Raw genomic sequence first — 17,831 nt, forward strand, 5'->3', positions numbered from 1 at the left:
ATGCAAAAAACAATTGTAATCACTGGCTGCTCCAGCGGCATCGGCTTAGTGGCCGCCAACGATCTGCAGTCTCGCGGTTATCGCGTGATTGCCGCCTGCCGTCGCGCGGATGATGTGGCGCGCATGGAGGCGCTGGGCTTTACTGGCGTCCAGCTCGATCTTGATGATGCGGAAAGCGTGGATGCCGCCGCCGACCGCATTCTGGAATTGTGCGAGCATCGCTTGCATGGCCTGTTCAACAACGGTGGCTTTGGTCAATATGGCCCGTTGAGCAGCGTCTCACGCGCGCAGCTGGAAAAACAGTTCTCCACCAACCTGTTTGGCACGCATCAACTGACGATGCGCCTGCTGCCTGCCCTGCAAGCCAGCGGCAATGGCCGTATTATCAATACCAGCTCGGTGCTGGGGTTGATCTCCACACCCGGACGCGGTGCCTATGCCGCCAGCAAATGGGCGCTGGAAGCCTGGAGCGATGCGCTGCGTATGGAAGTCCGCGCTTCCGGCGTGCGTGTGAGTTTGATCGAGCCCGGCCCGATTGCCACGCGCTTCACCGATAATGTGCATCAGGGCGAGCAGGACAAACCGGTGCGTAATCCCGGCATTGCCGCACGCTTCACCCTGCCGCCGGAAGCCATTTTGCCCAAGCTGCGCCACGCGCTGGAAAGCAAACATCCGCGCCTGCGCTATCCGGTGACGCTGGTCGCATGGGTGATGAGCCTGCTGAAACGCCTGTTACCGGGCTGGATGCTGGATCGCATCTTGCGCAGCAACTGATCGACAAGCTAGATTTGAACTTGAAGCGGGGCAGCTTGCCCCCATATTCTCAACACACTTTCTGCAAAGAGACGTATTCATGTCACACGCTTTGATTATCGACATCAACGAATCCAACCTGCACCAGACGCTGGAACAATCCACGCAGTTGCCGGTGCTGTTCTATTTCTGGTCCGATCGCAGCCAACACTGTCAGGAGCTGACGCCGGTGCTGGAGCGTCTGGCACAGGAGTATGCGGGTCAGTTCATTTTGGCCAAACTGGATTGTGATAAAGAGCAGATGGTGGCATCGCAGTTTGGTCTGCGCTCGATTCCAACCGTGTACCTGTTCCAGAACGGGCAGCCGGTAGATGGCTTCCAGGGCCCGCAGCCGGAAGAAGCGATTCGCGCCCTGCTGCAAAAAGTGCTGCCGCGTGAAGAAGAGATCAAAACCCATCAGGCGATGCAGCTGATGGAAGAAGGCAAACCGCTGGATGCGCTGCCGTTGCTGAAAGACGCCTGGGCGCTGAGCAACCAGAACAGTGAAATTGGTTTCCTGTTGGCAGAGGTGCTGATCACCTTGAGCCGCAGCGAAGAAGCAGAAGCGGTGCTGGCGGTGGTGCCATTGCAGGATCAGGACACCCGTTATCAAAGCTTGGTATCGCAAATCGATCTGCTGAAACAAGCTGCGGATACCCCTGAAATTCAACAACTGCAGGAACAGCTGGCAGCCGAGCCCGCGAATGCGGAACTGGCTGCTAAACTTGCATTACAGCTACACCAGGTGGGCCGTAACGAAGAAGCACTGGATCTACTGTTCAGCTTCCTGAAGAGCGATCTCAGTGCTGGAGAAGGCCAGGTACGCAAGATGTTCCAGGAGATTTTGGCCGCGCTCGGTACGGGCGATGCACTCGCCACGCGCTATCGCCGCCAGCTGTACTCGCTGCTGTACTGATCGGTACCGCGCGTGCAACGGGCCGAACGACTCGGCCCGACAATCTGACAACCAGGAGGTTATATGTTGACTGTGATTCCCGTCATTATCGTGCTCGCACTCGTTACGGTGTGGGCCGGTGTAAAAATTGTGCCACAAGGCTATCAGTGGACGGTGGAACGTTTTGGTCGTTACACCAAAACCCTGCCCCCCGGCCTGAGTTTGATCGTGCCGTGCATGGATCGTATTGGTCGCAAGATCAATATGATGGAACAAGTCCTTGATATCCCCTCGCAAGAAATCATCTCCAAAGATAACGCCAACGTCACCATTGATGCTGTGTGTTTTATTCAGGTGGTTGATCCTGCGCGCGCGGCCTATGAAGTCAGCAATCTTGAGCTGTCGATCCTCAATCTGACCATGACCAACATCCGTACGGTACTGGGTAGCATGGAATTGGATGAGATGCTGTCGCAGCGCGATAACATCAATACCCGCTTACTGCATATCGTCGATGAAGCCACCAATCCCTGGGGCGTGAAGATCACCCGTATCGAAATTCGTGACGTGCGTCCACCGCAGGAATTAATCGCGGCAATGAATGCGCAGATGAAAGCCGAACGTACCAAGCGTGCTGACATCCTTACCGCAGAAGGCGTGCGCCAGGCGGCGATACTGCGTGCTGAAGGTGACAAGCAGTCGCAGATTCTGAAAGCCGAAGGTGAACGTACCTCCGCCTTCCTGCAGGCTGAAGCGCGTGAACGTCAGGCGCAGGCCGAAGCCAACGCCACGCGTGCCGTATCGGAAGCGATTGCCGCAGGCGACATTCAGGCAGTGAACTACTTCGTGGCACAGAAATATACCGATGCGCTGCAAAAGATCGGTGAATCTCATAACAGCAAAGTGGTGATGATGCCGCTGGATGCCAGCAGTTTGCTGGGTTCCATTGCCGGTATCGGTGAATTGCTAAAGGAGAGCCGTCAGGAGCGTAAACCGTGATCCTGATGGAACTGATTGCCCATCCGCACTGGTTCTGGCTGACGCTGGGCGGCCTGCTGCTGGCCGCTGAAATGCTTGGCACCAGCGGTTATCTGCTGTGGAGTGGTTTAGCGGCGGTGCTGGTTGGCCTGATTGAGTGGTGCTTCCCGTTCTCGTGGACGCATCAGGGCATGCTGTTCGCCGTGCTAACGCTGCTGTGCGTCTACTTCTGGTATCGCTGGATGCGCTATCGTGAGGTTGCTCAGCAGCCCAACACCCTGAATCAACGCGGATCGCAGATGATCGGTATGCACCTGACTCTGGATGCCACGCTCAAAGATGGTTTTGGTCATGTACGTATTGGCGACAGCAGTTGGCGAGTGCAGGCGACAGAAGATTTGCCCGCCGGTACGCCAGTGATCGTCACCGGTGTGGTCGGTATCACGCTGCTGATTCAGCCGCGCTTCCCTTCGCCCTGATGGCAGCAGCCCGCCAGATGATTGATAATCGGGCACTCAGCACTGTCATCGCCAGGGCAGGCTTCAGCAAGTTCCAGCAGTCGCGCGCGCATCGCATGTAATTCTTCGATGTGCGCAGCGATTTCATCCGCCTTCTGCAAGGTGCGCGCTTTGACATCCGCGCTGTGGCGAGCGGGATCGTTGAACAGGGTCACCAGCTCGCGGCACTCGTCCAGCGTAAAGCCGACCTGACGCGCCTGACGCAGCAGATTCAGCTCATCGATATGGTGCGCGGCATAACTGCGATAGCCATTGTCACTGCGTAACGGCGGCGTCACCACGCCCTTCTCTTCATAAAAGCGGATCGCCTTGCTGGTCAGTCCGGTCTTTTTTGCCACATCGCTAATGTTCATGTCTCTGCCTCTTGACCTTCCCCTGAATGGAAGGTTTAGGCTCTATAACTAATGCAAAGTTTGCAGACAGTCAAACCTCTCGTTTAAGGAGTTTAAGATGTCACACACACAATTACTGGCGCTGGACGGTTTGTCCTGTGGCCACTGCGTCAAACGGGTCAAAGAAGCGCTGGAGCAGCGCGACGATGTAGAACAAGCGGAAGTTACCCAGCAGGAAGCGCGCGTTACCGGTGCGGCCAGCGTCAGCGATCTGATTGCGACCGTGGAACAGGCCGGTTATCACGCGGCGGTGAAAGACAGCCCAAAGCCTGAGCCGTTGACAGCAACAGAGCCGCCGCCGGAGGCGCTGACAACGGAGTCGCAACCGGCAGAAGAAAACCTTCCGGTGCACCATTTGCTGATCGGCGGCATGAGCTGCGCCAGCTGTGTGAGCCGGGTGGAACAGGCGTTGCAGAAAGTGCCTGGCGTCAGTCAGGCCCGCGTCAACCTCGGAGAGCGCAGTGCGCTGGTGTTAGGCGATGCGCAAGCCGAGGCGCTGATTAGCGCAGTGGATCATGCGGGCTATTCCGCAGAAGTGATCGACGATGAACAGACGCGGCGTGAACGCCAGCAGGTCAGCGCACAGCAGGCAATGCGCCGCTTTAGCTGGCAGGCGGCATTGGCGCTGCTGCTCGGCGTGCCGATGATGATCTGGGGCATGCTCGGCGACAATATGATGCTCAGCGATGCCAACCAAACGTTATGGCGCTCGCTCGGCGTGATCACTTTGCTGGTAATGGTGATCGCCGGCGGCCATTTCTATCGCAGTGCGTGGCGCAGCCTACAGCACGGCATCGCCACCATGGATACGCTGGTGGCCTTAGGCACTGGCGCCGCCTGGCTCTATTCGATGAGCGTGGCGCTGTGGCCAGAATTTTTCCCGATGCAGGCACGGCATCTCTATTTCGAAGCCAGCGTGATGATCGTCGGTTTGATAAACCTCGGCCATGCGCTGGAACAGCGAGCACGCCAGCGGGCATCCAAAGCCCTCGAACGCCTGTTGGATCTCACCCCTGCGCAGGCGCGTGTGATCGGTGAACAGGGCGAAACGCTGATGCCGTTGAGCGAGGTCCAGCCCGGCATGCTGCTGAAGCTGGTCACCGGCGATCGCGTGCCGGTGGATGGCGAAGTCGACAGCGGCGAAGCCTGGTTTGATGAAGCAATGTTGACCGGTGAAGCGGTGCCACAGGCGAAACAGCCCGGCGATAAAGTCTATGCCGGGACACTGGTGCAGGATGGCACGCTGCGCTTCGTGGCACGCGCCACCGGCAGCCACACCACGCTGGCGCGGATCATCAATTTGGTACGCCAGGCACAAAGCAGCAAACCGGACATTGGCCGCCTGGCCGATCGCATCTCAGCGGTGTTTGTGCCGGTGGTGGTGGCAATTGCCCTGCTGGCGGGTCTGGTGTGGTATCTGGTCGGCCCGCAGCCGCAGTTGGCCTACACGCTGGTTATTGTCACCACGGTGCTGATTATCGCCTGCCCTTGCGCGCTGGGGCTGGCGACGCCAATGTCGGTGATTGCCGGCGTCGGTCGCGCGGCAGAATTGGGCGTGCTGGTGCGCGATGCTGATGCGCTACAGCGTGCCAGCGAAGTCGATACCATCGTGTTTGATAAAACCGGCACGCTGACGCGCGGCACCCCGCAGGTGAGCGATGTGCTGGTCTATGGCGACTGGAATCGTCAGCAGGTGCTGAGCGCTGCGGCGCATCTGGAACAAAGTTCGAACCATCCGCTGGCGAAAGCGATTCTGGCGGCAGCACCCGATCTCAGCGATGAGCCGACTAAGCAATTTCGTACAATACGCGGCAAAGGCGTCAGCGCTAAAGTGGCGGGCAGAACGCTGCTGCTCGGCAATCAGGCACTGCTGGATGAACAACAGATTGATTACCGCGCCGCACAACAAGATATCGACCGTTTCGCCGCGCAAGGCACTACGCCAGTGCTGCTGGCCGATCATCGTCAGTTGCTCGGCCTGATCGCCCTGCGTGACAGCCTGCGCCCGGAAAGTGCGGAGGCGTTACAGCGCCTGCACCAGTTGGGCTATCGGTTAATCATGCTGACCGGCGATCACCAAAAAACCGCGCAGGTGATTGCTGCCGAAGCCGGTATTGATGAAGTGATCGCGGGCGTGCTGCCCGAAGGCAAAGCGCAGGCGATTGCGCAGTTGCAGCAGCAGGGGCGCAAAGTGGTGATGGTCGGCGATGGCATCAACGATGCACCCGCGCTGGCGCAGGCCGATGTGGGGATTGCCATGGGTGGCGGCAGCGATGTGGCCGTCGAAACCGCTGCCATGACGTTGATGCGCAACGATTTGCACTGTGTTACCGATGCGCTGGCGATGGCAGGCGCGACACTGCGTAATATGCGCCAGAACTTGCTCGGGGCTTTTGTCTATAACAGCCTGGGGATTCCAATTGCGGCGGGCGTGATCTACCCGTTCACGGGTTTGCTGCTTAGCCCAATCGTGGCGGGCGCGGCGATGGCGCTGTCTTCGATTACCGTGGTGAGTAACGCGAATCGTTTGTTGCGCTTTAAGCCAGCAAAACACTAATCGCCCTCTCTGCCCTGTTTTTCAGTGACTGAAATCGCTAGCATGGATTTTTGACTTCAAAAGGACAGGGCATGAGACGCAGTCTGTGGCACAGCTTCCAGCAGATGGCCGCCAGCCTCTTCCCGGCACGCTATACCTGGCCGGCAATGGATATCAAATTGGGCGATCGACGCCTGCATCTGGCGGGCAGCATTCATATGGGCACGCGCGATATGCAGCCTTTGCCCGCCGGTCTGTTGCGTCAGCTGAGCAAGGCCGACGCACTGATTGTCGAAGCGGATATTACCCAGGGTGCATCGCCCTTCAGCAATGATGATGCCTGTGCACCGCTGGCAATGCGTCTGGATGCCGAGGTGCTGCAGCGACTGGATGTGCTGTGCGATGAGCTTTCGCTTTCCATGGCAGTGTTCGACACGCTGCCGTTCTGGCAAATCGCCTTGATGCTGCAGGCACAACAGGCGCAGCGTCTGGGGTTACGGCCGCAATATGGCATTGATTACCAACTGCTGATGGCGGCGAAATCGGCTAACAAGCGCATTATTGAACTGGAAGGCCCGGAAACCCAGATCGCACTGCTGAAGTCGCTACCGCAGCAGGGTTTATCGCTGTTACTGGACACGCTGGAGCATTGGCACACCAACGCCCGCCTGCTGCAAACCATGATCAGCTGGTGGCTGGATGCACCGCCCACGCAGCAACCGGTGGCCCTGCCGACCACCTTTAGCAGCGATCTCAATGACACGCTGATGCGCAATCGTAATCAGCACTGGCGCGAGTTATTGCAGGCGCTGCCGAAAGGCCGCTATGTGGTGGCCGTGGGTGCGCTGCATCTGTATGGCGAGGATAATTTGCCGGGATTGCTAAAGTCGTAATCAGCGCTGTAACCGCAGGGCCCTATGCCCCCCGCAAGTACTGAAAGCCGTTAGTACGATGAAGTGCGTATGTATGATCGCGCGAAAAAGGGTTTGGCGGCTGTGTGGTTAAGCAGTTGCGCAGTTGCGCAGTTGAGCAGTTGAGCAGTTGAGCAGTTGAGCAGTTGAGCAGTTGAGCAGTTGAGCAGTTGAGCAGTTGAGCAGTTGAGCAGTTGAGCACTGAGTAGTTGAGCACTGAGTAGTTGAGCACTGAGTAGTTGAGCACTGAGTAGTTGAGCACTGAGTAGTTGAGCACTGAGTAGTTGAGCACTGAGAAGTTGAGCACTGAGTAGTTAAGTGGCAGATGGCAGATGGCAAACAAAGCGGATGCGTGGCGAATTGCAGGCAAAAAAGAAGGCCAATATCGCTATCGGCCCGTCAAAGAGGAATTTGTTTATGATTTTGGTTATCACCAGCATTGCTGGCGCGGGCCAATTTTCGCGCAAAGTTCAGAATTTCGCCAGTATTATTCACCAAAACTGAAATAAGAATTTTCGTAGCAAGGACAGAACATGACACCCGCCGTAAAACTGCTGGAAAAACAAAAGGTCGCCTTTACCCTTCATCCTTATGAGCATGACAGCCACGAAACAAATTTTGGTGATGAGGCGGTGCGTAAGCTCAATCTCGATGCACGCCAGGTGTTCAAAACCCTGCTCGTGGCGCTCAACGGCGATGCCAAAGCGCTGGCGGTAGCCGTTACGCCAGTTTCCTCGCAGCTCGATTTGAAAAAAGTGGCAAAGGCGCTGGGCGCTAAAAAAGCGGATATGGCCGACCCGCAACTGGCACAGCGCGTCACCGGCTATCTGGTGGGTGGCATCAGCCCGCTGGGGCAGAAAAAACGTCTGCCAACGGTGATCGATCAGCAGGCCGCAGAATTTGCCACCATCTTTGTCTCCGGCGGTAAGCGCGGGCTGGATATAGAACTGGCGGCGCATGACCTGGCACGACTGCTGGATGCCACACTGGCCGACGTGGCGCGCCGCGATTAATCCGGTTGCTGGGCGCAGAGTTGATCAATCATCCAGCGCCCGGCAGGACCTGGCGGATTGCGTCGCGACCAGATTACATCCACCGCGATGCGCTGTGGCCAGCCTGGCACCGGCAACTCTTTCAACACCTGATGACCAAACTGCTCCACCAGCCAGCGCGGTAATACGCTCCAGCCAAAGCCCTGCTCCGCCATTTCCAGCAGCAATAAATAAGAAGGCGCCGACCACACTCGGCCAGCAGGCAAGGGTTCACGGTTTTGCACCCAGGTATTAAGCCGTAAATGACGCAATTCACCGAGTTGTGCTTCACTCACCTGTTTTGACTGCGCCAGCACATGCTCCTGATGCAGATAGATCGCCATTTCCGCCCCCACCTGTAAACGTGCCACCGCTAAATCAGGCGGCAGCTGCGGCTGCGCACGCACCACGCCGAGATGCACGCGACCGGCCTGCAGCAGGTCCAGCGCGTCCGCGTCCTCAGCAATCATGCATTCAAATTCAATATCCGGATAACGCGCTTCAAAGCGGTTGAGCAGATTTTCATGATGATCGGCCTGCCAGAAATCAGAAATCGCCAGACTGAGTCGCGGTTCCACGCCCTGTGACAGCCGCACCGCCAGCTCATCCAGCCGCTGGCTGGCCGCCAGAATCTGCTGTACCTGCGCCAGTGCGCGCTGTCCTTGCTCGGTTAGTACCGGCTGGCGACCGCTGCGATCGAACAGAGTGAAACCGAGATCGTCTTCCAGATTCGCCACGGCGCTGCTGATGGTGGACTGGCTTTTGGCCAGCGCACGCGCCGCCGCAGAAAACGAGCCGCTGGCGACGGTCTGGACAAAGGCCTCAAGGGATTCCGGGGAGTATTTCATGGTGAACCATCGCTTTTATCGATAGGTAATCATTTTATCTTAGCATTTTGCGGTGAGAAAATGTGTCGCGTTACCCAAAAGGAGGTTTATATGCGTACCCGTTCGCTGAAAGAACGTTTTTATCATGCTGCAGGATTTGAAGTGCTGGCGATTCTCACTGTGGCTCCGCTGGCCGCCTGGATTATGGAAAAGCCGCTGTTTCAGATGGGCGCGCTGGCGATTATGTTGTCAACGGTCGCCATGCTGTGGAACATGATCTATAACACCGGTTTTGATCGCATCTGGCCGCCGCAGAGAAAACGCGGCCTCGGCCTGCGCGCCATCCACGCGCTGGGCTTTGAAGGGGGCTTTATCGTTATCGGTTTGCCGATTGCCGCCTGGATGCTGAAGATCACGCTGCTGGAAGCCTTCATGCTGGAAGTGGCGTTCTTCCTGTTCTTCCTGCCCTATACCATGGCTTATAACTGGATGTGGGATAAATTGCGCCAGCGCTGGCTGACGCAGAAATCCTGTCAGGCATAAAACAACGGCGCCCAATCGGGCGCCGTTTTTAATTGTGCAGCGCACGCGGCCAGATCCACGCCAAAATGGCTTGCGGGTAGCTGCGCTTCCTGGGTTTTTCCTGCGCTTTGTCGCGCTCCTGTACCTGCTGCTCCGTCAAATGCACGATGCCGGTTGGCGCATAGTCGGCGATTTTCAGCGGTGAGTGCGCCGTGACAAAATCGCGCAGCACATCTGCATCGCGCAGTCCGGTATTGCTGAAGCCCGCATGCGCCTCGATGTTGGGATAACCATCACCGCCGCTGGCATTAAAGCTGTTGGTGGCCATGCGATAGGTTTTGTCTTTTTGCAGCGGCTCGCCATTGATCTTCACCTCACTCACCGCTTTGCCATCCGCCACCAGACTGATATTGCTGAATTGCGCGTAACCACCGGCGTTGGTCTTGATATTGGCAACCGTGGCAAGATACTTCAGTAATTCGTCTCCGGTCAGCGTGACTGACACCACCTGATTACCAAACGGCTGCACCTGCAACAGATCGCGCCAGCTCAGCTTGCCCGCGGCCAGTGAAGTGCGAATGCCACCGCCACTGATCACCGCGAAATCCGCTTGGGTCGCTGCCATCTGCGCGCGCAGAATCAGCTGCCCTAGGTTGGTTTGTTCAAAGCGCACTTTGTCGCGTTCGCCCACGAACACGCCATCACTGCTGCCAACCGTGACGTCGAGTTTCTTTGCCGCGCGCAGTTGATACGGCGTCAACAATTTCATCATTGCGCTGTTGGGTGGGATCTCTTCCTGCCAGGTAAGCCAGGAAACGCTACCATCCAGATTCTTCACCTCGTGCTTGAGATTCACCGGGATCAGCTGATAGCTGTCCAGCGTCAATTCGCCGTTGCGGAAGGTGAAATCGCCGCGCCCGACGTATTTGCCCCACTCTTTTGCCTGCATGATCCACACGCCATTTTGGCGATCGGGCTGACAAGGCTGGCCGGGCTGATAATCTTTCACGCTGACGTTATCTTTCTCCATGCACACCGCGTCCTGCGAGTGGCCACCAATAATCACATTGATGGTGCCCGGCGGCAGGCTGCGCGCCAGTTCCACATCACCCGGTGCGTTGCTGCCGTGCTGCCCATCGTCGTAATGGCCCATGTGCGTCAGCGCTACAATCACATCGGGTTTTTCACTGGCACGCAGTTCCGCCACCGCTTTTTCCGTCTCTTTCACCGGATCGCGGATGTCGATATTGGCAATATTTTCCGGATTGGAAATTTTTAGCGTATCGGTGGTGGTCAGGCCAATCACCGCGATCTTCAGCCCCATGCGATTAAAGATCGCCCACGGCTTGAACAGACGCTGGTCGGTGCCCTTTTGATAGATATTGGCAGAGAGGAAGGGAAATTTGGCCCACTTCTGCTGCTGTTGCAGCACGCTGAGCGGCTTGTCGAACTCGTGATTGCCGAGCGCCATGGCATCGTAACCAATTAGATTCATGCCGCGAATATCGGGCTCGGCATTGAGCAGATCCGATTCCGGCACGCCAGTATTCACGTCCCCGGCGGAAAGGATCAAGGCACCGCCGCCTTTGGCCTGCACATCATAACGCTGTTTATCCATCAGCGTTTTTTGCGCCGCTAGACCGTACTCGCCCTGCGCATTGGTCCAGTAGCGACCGTGATGATCGTTGGTGTGCAGAATACTGAATCGATAACTGCGATCCGTCTGCCATGCCTGCGCCAGCATCGGCAGCAACAGCATGATCAGCGCCAGCCAGCGCCCTCTCCGCGGGAATAACAACAAAGCCGATCTCCTTATTCTGCGTCTTTCCACTTTGCCGTGGACTTAATGTGCTTTATCACCCTTCTGTGTCGCACAGATGGCACTTTAACTCAAGACTAAAGGCTTATAGAGTCATGCGGTAGTAACAAACTGATAACGATAACCGCACTCTTCAGGATTTTTATGGCAAGTGACATCGCAACCCCGGCACGCGCACCGGGACGGACCGCTTTTGGCATTTTAGGTGCCATCAGCCTCGCGCATCTGCTCAACGATATGCTGCAATCGCTGCTGCTGGCGATCTACCCGATGCTGCAAAAAGATTTTAGCCTTAACTTCGTCCAGATAGGTCTGATAACGCTAACCTTTCAGGTCACCGCTTCGCTGCTACAGCCGATCATCGGTCATTACACCGACAAATACCCAAAACCCTGGTCTTTGCCGGTGGGGATGGGCTTTACGCTGTGTGGTCTGGTGCTGCTGACGTTCTCCAGCACCTATCCGCAGGTGCTGCTCGCTGCCGCGCTGGTGGGCAGTGGTTCCTCGGTGTTTCATCCGGAATCTTCGCGCGTGGCGCGTATGGCGTCCGGCGGGCGTCACGGTTTAGCTCAGTCGCTGTTCCAGGTCGGCGGCAACTTTGGCAGTGCGTTAGGCCCACTGCTGGCGGCAATGATTGTTGCCCCTTACGGCAAAGGCCATCTTGGATGGTTCGTGCTGGCCGCGCTGCTCGGCATTATCGTGCTGCTGCAGGTCAGCCGCTGGTATAGCCACCAGCAGCGCGCCAGTAAGGCAAAGGCAACGGTTGCGCCGGTTAACCCGCTGCCGCGTAAGAAAGTGGCGTTGGCGATCGGTATTTTGCTGCTGCTGATCTTCTCTAAATACTTCTATCTCACCAGCCTGAGTAGTTACTACACCTTCTATTTAATCCAGAAGTTCGGACTTTCTGTTCAGGCCTCGCAATTCCATCTGTTTGCCTTCCTCGGCGCGGTGGCTGCGGGCACCATTATTGGCGGGCCGATTGGCGATAAAATCGGCCGTAAATACGTGATTTGGGTATCGATTCTTGGCGTTGCGCCCTTCACTTTGTTGTTGCCCCACGCCAACTTAATGTGGACCAGCGTGTTGAGCGTGATCATCGGGTTGATTCTCGCCTCGGCGTTTTCTGCCATTTTGGTATATGCGCAGGAGCTGATGCCAGGGCGTATTGGTATGGTTTCCGGGCTGTTTTTCGGTTTTGCCTTTGGTATGGGTGGGCTCGGTGCCGCCGTGTTGGGCGTAGTGGCAGACCACACCAGCATCGAATGGGTATATCAAATCTGTGCCTGGCTGCCTTTAATCGGCCTTTTAACCGCTTTCTTACCTGATAACCGCCACGCGTAAGCCACTTTTGGGGGGCAACGCTTTTTCCTCGCCCCCCCTCCATTCTGCGTAAAACCTGCCGATAGTATGAGATAACTGAGGAAAATGCTGCTTAAGCGGCGTTTTCTTCATAATTTTTCAATTTAATCGCTTTTCACCGCTCAAATGTTTAAACGTGGTTAGCGATTGTGCATTACACTAGGTTGTTACAAGCGGATACATTTGCACACAAGGAGACAGGCATGCATCACACCACACCGTTGATCACCACCATTGTCGGGGGCCTGGTCCTCGCCTTTATCCTTGGAATGATTGCCAACCGTCTGCGAATCTCCCCGCTGGTCGGTTATCTGCTGGCTGGGGTGCTCGCCGGTCCCTTTACCCCGGGCTTCGTCGCCGATACTAACCTCGCGCCTGAGCTCGCCGAACTCGGCGTTATCCTGCTGATGTTTGGCGTGGGTTTGCACTTCTCGCTGAAGGATTTGATGTCGGTAAAGTCGATCGCCATTCCCGGCGCCATCGCGCAAATCGCGGTGGCCACGCTGCTGGGAATGGGGCTGTCGTGGGCGATGGGCTGGTCGTGGATGACCGGTCTGGTGTTTGGTCTCTGCCTCTCCACCGCCAGTACCGTGGTGTTGCTGCGTGCGCTGGAAGAGCGTCAACTGATTGATAGCCAGCGGGGGCAGATCGCCATTGGCTGGCTGATTGTTGAAGATTTGGTGATGGTCCTGACGCTGGTGCTGCTGCCCGCCATTGCCGGAATGCTGGAAGAAGGCAACGCCAGCCCCTCTCTGCTGTTCTGGGACCTGATGCTGACCATCGGCAAAGTCATCGCTTTTATGGTGCTGATGATGGTGGTCGGCCGTCGCGTGGTGCCGTGGATTCTGGCAAAAAGTGCCGCCACCGGATCGCGTGAACTGTTCACCTTATCCGTACTGGCCCTGGCGCTGGGTATCGCTTTCGGTGCGGTTGAATTCTTCGATGTCTCCTTCGCCCTCGGTGCCTTCTTTGCCGGTATGGTGCTTAACGAATCCGAACTCAGCCACCGTGCCGCGCACGATACTCTCCCACTACGCGATGCTTTTGCGGTGCTGTTCTTTGTCTCGGTCGGTATGTTGTTTGACCCGATGATTTTGATCGAGCAGCCGCTGGCGGTGCTGGGCGCGCTGGCGATCATCGTGCTCGGGAAATCCATCGCGGCCTGGCTGCTGGTGACGCTGCTCGGCCACTCGCGCCGTACCGCCATGACCATTTCAGTGAGTCTGGCGCAAATTGGGGAATTCGCTTTTATCCTTGCCGGATTAGGTATTTCACTCGGCATGTTGAGTGATGAAGGACGCAATCTGGTGCTGGCGGCTGCGATCCTCTCGATTATGCTCAACCCGATTCTGTTTACCCTTCTGGAGCGCTACCTCGATAAGACTGAAACCATCGAAGAACAGACGCTGGAAGAGGCGATTGAAGAAGAGAAGCAGATTCCGCTGGATATCTGTAATCATGCGGTCATTGTAGGTTATGGCCGCGTTGGCAGCTTGCTGGGCCAGCAGCTGATGGAAGCCGATGTGCCGCTGGTGGTGGTGGAAAATTCCCGTCCGCGCGTTGAAGCGCTGCGTGAGCAAGGGATCAAGGCGGTGCTGGGCAATGCGGCTCGCGTCGATACCATGGAATTAGCCCGTCTTGACTGCGCACGCTGGCTGCTGCTGACCATTCCAAACGGTTATGAGGCCGGAGAAATTGTTACTGCCGCGCGTGAGAAGCGTCCGGATATCGAAATTATTGCCCGCGCGCATTACGACGATGAAGTGAATTACATCATGGAGCGCGGTGCCAATCGCGTGGTGATGGGCGAGCGTGAGATCGCCCACAGCATGCTGAACGTGCTCCAGGAAGAGATCGCGCAGAACCCGATTGTGCGGGAGTGCCCGATATAACAGACACCGTAGCGCCATAATTCAACTGATACCGTAGCGCCGCTATTCAACAGACACCGTAGCGGCGGGATTAATCGCGCAATTCAAGCAGCACCGCTGCCAACAAACGCGCGATAAATCGCGCCGTTACGGGTTCACTGTTACCTGTCCCAGTACGACTCTTCTAAACTGTCTTCCCGCTCAGGCAGCCCGCGCATCAGACGCGGTGAATGCTGATTCAGCACCTGATAACTCACCCGGTTGGCATACTTACACACCTGCGCCAGCGACGAATAGGTGAGATAACCGCGTGCGTGTTTGCTGGAGTTCGGCACTTTCTGGCGGTGGAAATTATTGGCGGTGATGTCGTGCAGCAGCGCGGCCAGAGCACCATCGCCCGCGCCGTTGGTGTTCATGATCTTCTCAGGGCCGCCCATATAAGGCGCGATGTGCGAGAAGATGCGCAGCGGCTGCTGGCAATCCTGATGACGCATAGCGCGGCTGAACTCATATTGGTTGAACTCGGCAATTGCGCCCGGCAGCAGCGGATGATTGGTTTTGCGCTTGAATTCATCTTCGGTGAAGCCAGCCATATACAAACCGGTAGGTCCAGCAGTGCACAGCACCAGATCCACCCAGTCCAGCGCAATATTCGACGCCAGCAGCGGATCCTGCTCCCCCGTCAGCGCCAGCGCCTCCTCTTCGTTCATCGCCACGATCGACACATGATCGCGCAGGAAATCACGCCAGAACTGCGGATCGTCCTGAATCACGTATTTGGTTCCCAGCGTCAGCACCACCGGCACGTTATGTTTTTTCGCGTAGTCGATGGCACGCAGCGTGGCCGCTGGCATTGGTTCACCCGGCTGGAAGCGCACCAGATAGGAAGTCAGCACCAGCGCCGACGCCCCGGCAATCACCTCTTCCGGAATGCTGTCCGCCTGCAGTTGGTTCATTAAACCCGGGCTGATGGCAAAGGTGCGTTCGCCCTGCTCACCAATCAGAGTGAAGCAGCGGCCAATCGCGCCATCCACGCCCTGCAGGAAGTTGAGATCCATACGGCTGGAGGTGTTGCACAGATAGCGATAAGCGTAGCTGCCAATCTGGATGTTGTTGCACATCACGCCGAGCAATACGGAACGGTCATCGGCCAGCACGGAATAGTTGTGCAGCGTATTACCGATGGTGCCGCCGGCAAATTGATGGCTGATCAGCGCATCGCGCATCAGCTCGTCATACAAAGCTTCTGCGGTAGCATCGTCGATCACCAGCGAGTGGCCGGCGCTCAGCCCGTAGCGTTGCAGAAAGTCATCATCAACTTTGGCTTCAATATCCACCAGCGTCTGGTCGATACCCACCACCCAACTGCCCTCTTCCTGCTCTTGAGGTGTGGCTTGCAGCAGCGGATCGCGCGCGTTAACGGGGAAATAGTGTTTGGATTTGCGTTTGCCGGGAAATTTCATCGTGGCTGCCGTAAGGGAAATCTGGCAGAGAATGATATCACACTCTCTGCCAGCACTTTATCGGCGTGCGTTGACCAGCTGAACCATCATCTCGATGTGCTCGTCATCGGCGTTAAGCGCGGGAATGTATTCGAACTTCTCGCCACCGGCGTGCAGGAAGAACTCACAGTTCTGCTCGCTGATCTCTTCCAGGGTTTCCAGACAATCTGCGGAGAAGCCGGGGCTCATCACCTGCACATGTTTGATGCCTTTGGCCGGTAAACCTTGCATGGTTTCGTCGGTGTACGGTGTCAACCATGGCTCGCGACCAAAGCGTGACTGGAAGGTCATCATGATTTTGTGCGGTGCGATGCCCAACGCGGCGGCCAGCGCTTCGGTGGTGTCTTTGCAACGCTGCGGGTAATCATCACCTTCGTCGGCAAAGCGCTGCGGGATGCCGTGATACGACAGCACCAGCAGGTCCGGTTCGCCATGCTGCGCAAACGAACGCTCAACCGAAGCCTTCAGTGCTGCGATATAGGCAGGATGCTCGGCATAATCGCGAATGAAAGCCACTTCGGGCAGGGAGCGCAGTGGTTTAAAGCTGGCGGATAGGCCATCCCAAACGGCAGCCACCGTCGAGCACGAAAACTGCGGATAGAGCGGCAACACAATCAGTTTGGTGACGCCCTGAGCCAGCAAACGCTGAACCGCACCATCGAGACTCGGTTGGCCGTAGCTCATGCCCAGCTCAACCGGCATATCCACGCGCTGCGCCAGCGCATCGCGCTGCTGCTTGCTAAACACCATCAGCGGTGAGCCTTCTTTCATCCACACCGAGGCGTACAGCTTTGACACGCGCGGCGAACGGAACGGCAAAATGGCAAAATTAAGAATTGGCCACCACAGCCAACGCGGTGTATCCACCACGCGCGGATCGCCAAGGAACTGTTTCAGATAGCGCTTAACGGCAGGTGTTGTAGGCGCATCAGGTGTGCCTAAATTGACCAGCAAAACCCCAGGCTTTTCTTGCCTCATTGGTATTTCCTTGATGTCAAAACGAATGGATCAAAATCAGGGGGAAATTGTAGCGGAAATTGTGGGAGGGGAAAGCAATTGCTGCAAAAGGGCCGGACAACCGGCCCCTGATCCGCATTAACCGAGAATACCGGCCAGCTGCGTGCTCACTTCAGCCACCTTACGGGTGCCGTCGATCTTGTGATACTGGGTGTTACCGGCTTCCGCTTCTTTGCTGTAGTAAGCAATCAGCGGTGCAGTTAGCTGATGGTATTCCACCAGACGCTTACGCACGGTTTCTTCCTGGTCGTCTTTACGTGTGGTCAGCTCTTCGCCGGTCACGTCATCTTTGCCTTCCACTTTTGGTGGATTGTAGGTGACGTGATACACGCGGCCAGACGGTGCATGCACGCGACGACCAACAATACGATCCACAATCAGTTCGTCCGGTACGGCAAACTCCAGCACGAAGTCCACATTGATGCCCGCGTCTTTCATGGCATCAGCTTGTGGGATGGTGCGTGGGAAGCCATCGAGCAGGAAACCGTTTTTGCAGTCTTCCTGCGCGATACGCTCTTTAACCAGCGCAATCACCAGCTCGTCTGTCACCAGTTTACCGGCATCCATGATGGCTTTCGCCTGTTGGCCCAGTTCGGTGCCTGCTTTAACTGCCGCACGCAACATGTCACCGGTGGAGATTTGCGGAATACCGTATTTCTCCATGATGAATTGAGCCTGAGTGCCTTTACCTGCGCCCGGTGCCCCGAGCAGAATAATACGCATTGCGTAATTCCCCTTGCGAATCGCATTGATCAATCTGAGAAGGCCAAGAACATACCATTATGACCCGCGCACCACAAGGAAACGGGCGCGCTTCCGGTGAAAGCTTTACTTTGACTTGCTTTAGCGCAAAACACCAGC

The 17,831-nt window shown here is 56.7% G+C and carries 17 protein-coding genes; 11 read left to right on the forward strand and 6 right to left on the reverse strand.

Annotation, left to right across the window (positions count from 1 at the left end; genetic code table 11):
• The 4 genes from FD744_RS07725 to FD744_RS07740 all read left to right on the forward strand — a co-directional run bounded on the left by FD744_RS07725 (position 1) and on the right by FD744_RS07740 (position 3,144).
• Positions 1–774 carry an SDR family oxidoreductase gene (locus tag FD744_RS07725; protein WP_160867905.1) on the forward strand — a complete coding sequence of 258 codons (774 nt, stop codon included), beginning with the start codon at positions 1–3 and terminating at the stop codon, positions 772–774.
• A gap of 79 nt (positions 775–853) precedes the next feature.
• Positions 854–1,708, forward strand: coding sequence for a co-chaperone YbbN (locus FD744_RS07730; protein WP_160867906.1), 855 nt, complete (start codon positions 854–856; stop codon positions 1,706–1,708).
• Between the two features lie 63 nt (positions 1,709–1,771).
• Positions 1,772–2,686: an SPFH domain-containing protein gene (locus tag FD744_RS07735; RefSeq protein WP_160867907.1), complete on the forward strand. Its 915-nt coding sequence runs from the start codon at positions 1,772–1,774 to the stop codon at positions 2,684–2,686.
• A complete protein-coding gene (locus FD744_RS07740; RefSeq protein ID WP_160868003.1) occupies positions 2,686–3,144 on the forward strand; it encodes an NfeD family protein in 459 nt (152 codons plus the stop codon). Before FD744_RS07735 ends, FD744_RS07740 begins: the two co-directional genes overlap by 1 nt.
• Here the strand turns inward: FD744_RS07740 and cueR are convergent.
• Positions 3,120–3,536, reverse strand: a complete 417-nt coding sequence (gene cueR, locus FD744_RS07745; RefSeq protein WP_058960852.1) for a Cu(I)-responsive transcriptional regulator — start codon at positions 3,534–3,536, stop codon at positions 3,120–3,122. The genes FD744_RS07740 and cueR overlap by 25 nt on opposite strands.
• A gap of 97 nt (positions 3,537–3,633) precedes the next feature.
• On the opposite strand from cueR, the gene copA reads away from it, so the two are divergent.
• The 4 genes from copA (at position 3,634) to ybaK (ending at position 8,035) form a co-directional block, all read left to right on the forward strand.
• The gene (gene copA, locus FD744_RS07750) at positions 3,634–6,132 is read left to right on the forward strand and encodes a copper-exporting P-type ATPase CopA (protein WP_160867908.1); all 2,499 of its coding nucleotides are present in this window, start codon (positions 3,634–3,636) and stop codon (positions 6,130–6,132) included.
• Positions 6,133–6,203: 71 nt separating this feature from the next.
• On the forward strand, positions 6,204–7,004 hold the full coding sequence (locus FD744_RS07755) for a TraB/GumN family protein (RefSeq protein WP_160867909.1): 801 nt from the start codon (positions 6,204–6,206) through the stop codon (positions 7,002–7,004).
• Between the two features lie 350 nt (positions 7,005–7,354).
• Positions 7,355–7,531, forward strand: a complete 177-nt coding sequence (locus tag FD744_RS07760; protein WP_160867910.1) for a hypothetical protein — start codon at positions 7,355–7,357, stop codon at positions 7,529–7,531.
• A gap of 24 nt (positions 7,532–7,555) precedes the next feature.
• Complete coding sequence (gene ybaK, locus FD744_RS07765) at positions 7,556–8,035, forward strand: Cys-tRNA(Pro)/Cys-tRNA(Cys) deacylase YbaK (protein WP_058962239.1); 480 nt, start codon at positions 7,556–7,558, stop codon at positions 8,033–8,035.
• Here ybaK and FD744_RS07770 read toward each other — a convergent pair.
• Positions 8,032–8,901, reverse strand: a complete 870-nt coding sequence (locus tag FD744_RS07770) for a LysR family transcriptional regulator (protein ID WP_034828200.1) — start codon at positions 8,899–8,901, stop codon at positions 8,032–8,034. The two genes, ybaK and FD744_RS07770, sit on opposite strands and share 4 nt — an antisense overlap.
• Positions 8,902–8,991: 90 nt before the next feature.
• Here FD744_RS07770 and FD744_RS07775 point away from each other — a divergent pair, with 90 nt between their 5' ends.
• Positions 8,992–9,423, forward strand: a complete 432-nt coding sequence (locus FD744_RS07775; protein ID WP_034828198.1) for a multidrug/biocide efflux PACE transporter — start codon at positions 8,992–8,994, stop codon at positions 9,421–9,423.
• A 28-nt stretch (positions 9,424–9,451) separates the two neighbouring features.
• Here the strand turns inward: FD744_RS07775 and ushA are convergent, their stop codons facing one another.
• Complete coding sequence (gene ushA, locus FD744_RS07780; protein WP_160867911.1) at positions 9,452–11,203, reverse strand: bifunctional UDP-sugar hydrolase/5'-nucleotidase UshA; 1,752 nt, start codon at positions 11,201–11,203, stop codon at positions 9,452–9,454.
• A 162-nt stretch (positions 11,204–11,365) separates the two neighbouring features.
• On the opposite strand from ushA, the gene FD744_RS07785 reads away from it, so the two are divergent.
• Together FD744_RS07785 and ybaL are read left to right on the forward strand one after the other, a co-directional pair.
• Positions 11,366–12,562, forward strand: coding sequence for an MFS transporter (locus FD744_RS07785; protein ID WP_160867912.1), 1,197 nt, complete (start codon positions 11,366–11,368; stop codon positions 12,560–12,562).
• A gap of 221 nt (positions 12,563–12,783) precedes the next feature.
• Positions 12,784–14,472 carry a YbaL family putative K(+) efflux transporter gene (gene ybaL / locus FD744_RS07790; RefSeq protein ID WP_160867913.1) on the forward strand — a complete coding sequence of 563 codons (1,689 nt, stop codon included), beginning with the start codon at positions 12,784–12,786 and terminating at the stop codon, positions 14,470–14,472.
• Between the two features lie 140 nt (positions 14,473–14,612).
• Here the strand turns inward: ybaL and FD744_RS07795 are convergent, their stop codons facing one another.
• The 3 genes from FD744_RS07795 to adk all read right to left on the reverse strand — a co-directional run bounded on the left by FD744_RS07795 (position 14,613) and on the right by adk (position 17,693).
• Positions 14,613–15,914 carry an inosine/guanosine kinase gene (locus FD744_RS07795; RefSeq protein ID WP_160867914.1) on the reverse strand — a complete coding sequence of 434 codons (1,302 nt, stop codon included), beginning with the start codon at positions 15,912–15,914 and terminating at the stop codon, positions 14,613–14,615.
• Between the two features lie 57 nt (positions 15,915–15,971).
• Positions 15,972–16,931 carry a ferrochelatase gene (gene hemH / locus FD744_RS07800; RefSeq protein WP_160867915.1) on the reverse strand — a complete coding sequence of 320 codons (960 nt, stop codon included), beginning with the start codon at positions 16,929–16,931 and terminating at the stop codon, positions 15,972–15,974.
• A 117-nt stretch (positions 16,932–17,048) separates the two neighbouring features.
• Complete coding sequence (gene adk / locus FD744_RS07805) at positions 17,049–17,693, reverse strand: adenylate kinase (protein WP_034828185.1); 645 nt, start codon at positions 17,691–17,693, stop codon at positions 17,049–17,051.
• Positions 17,694–17,831 lie beyond the last annotated feature (138 nt).

It is taken from the genome of Pantoea sp. Taur, from assembly GCF_009830025.1.
Classification (GTDB): Bacteria; Pseudomonadota; Gammaproteobacteria; order Enterobacterales; family Enterobacteriaceae; genus Pantoea; species Pantoea communis.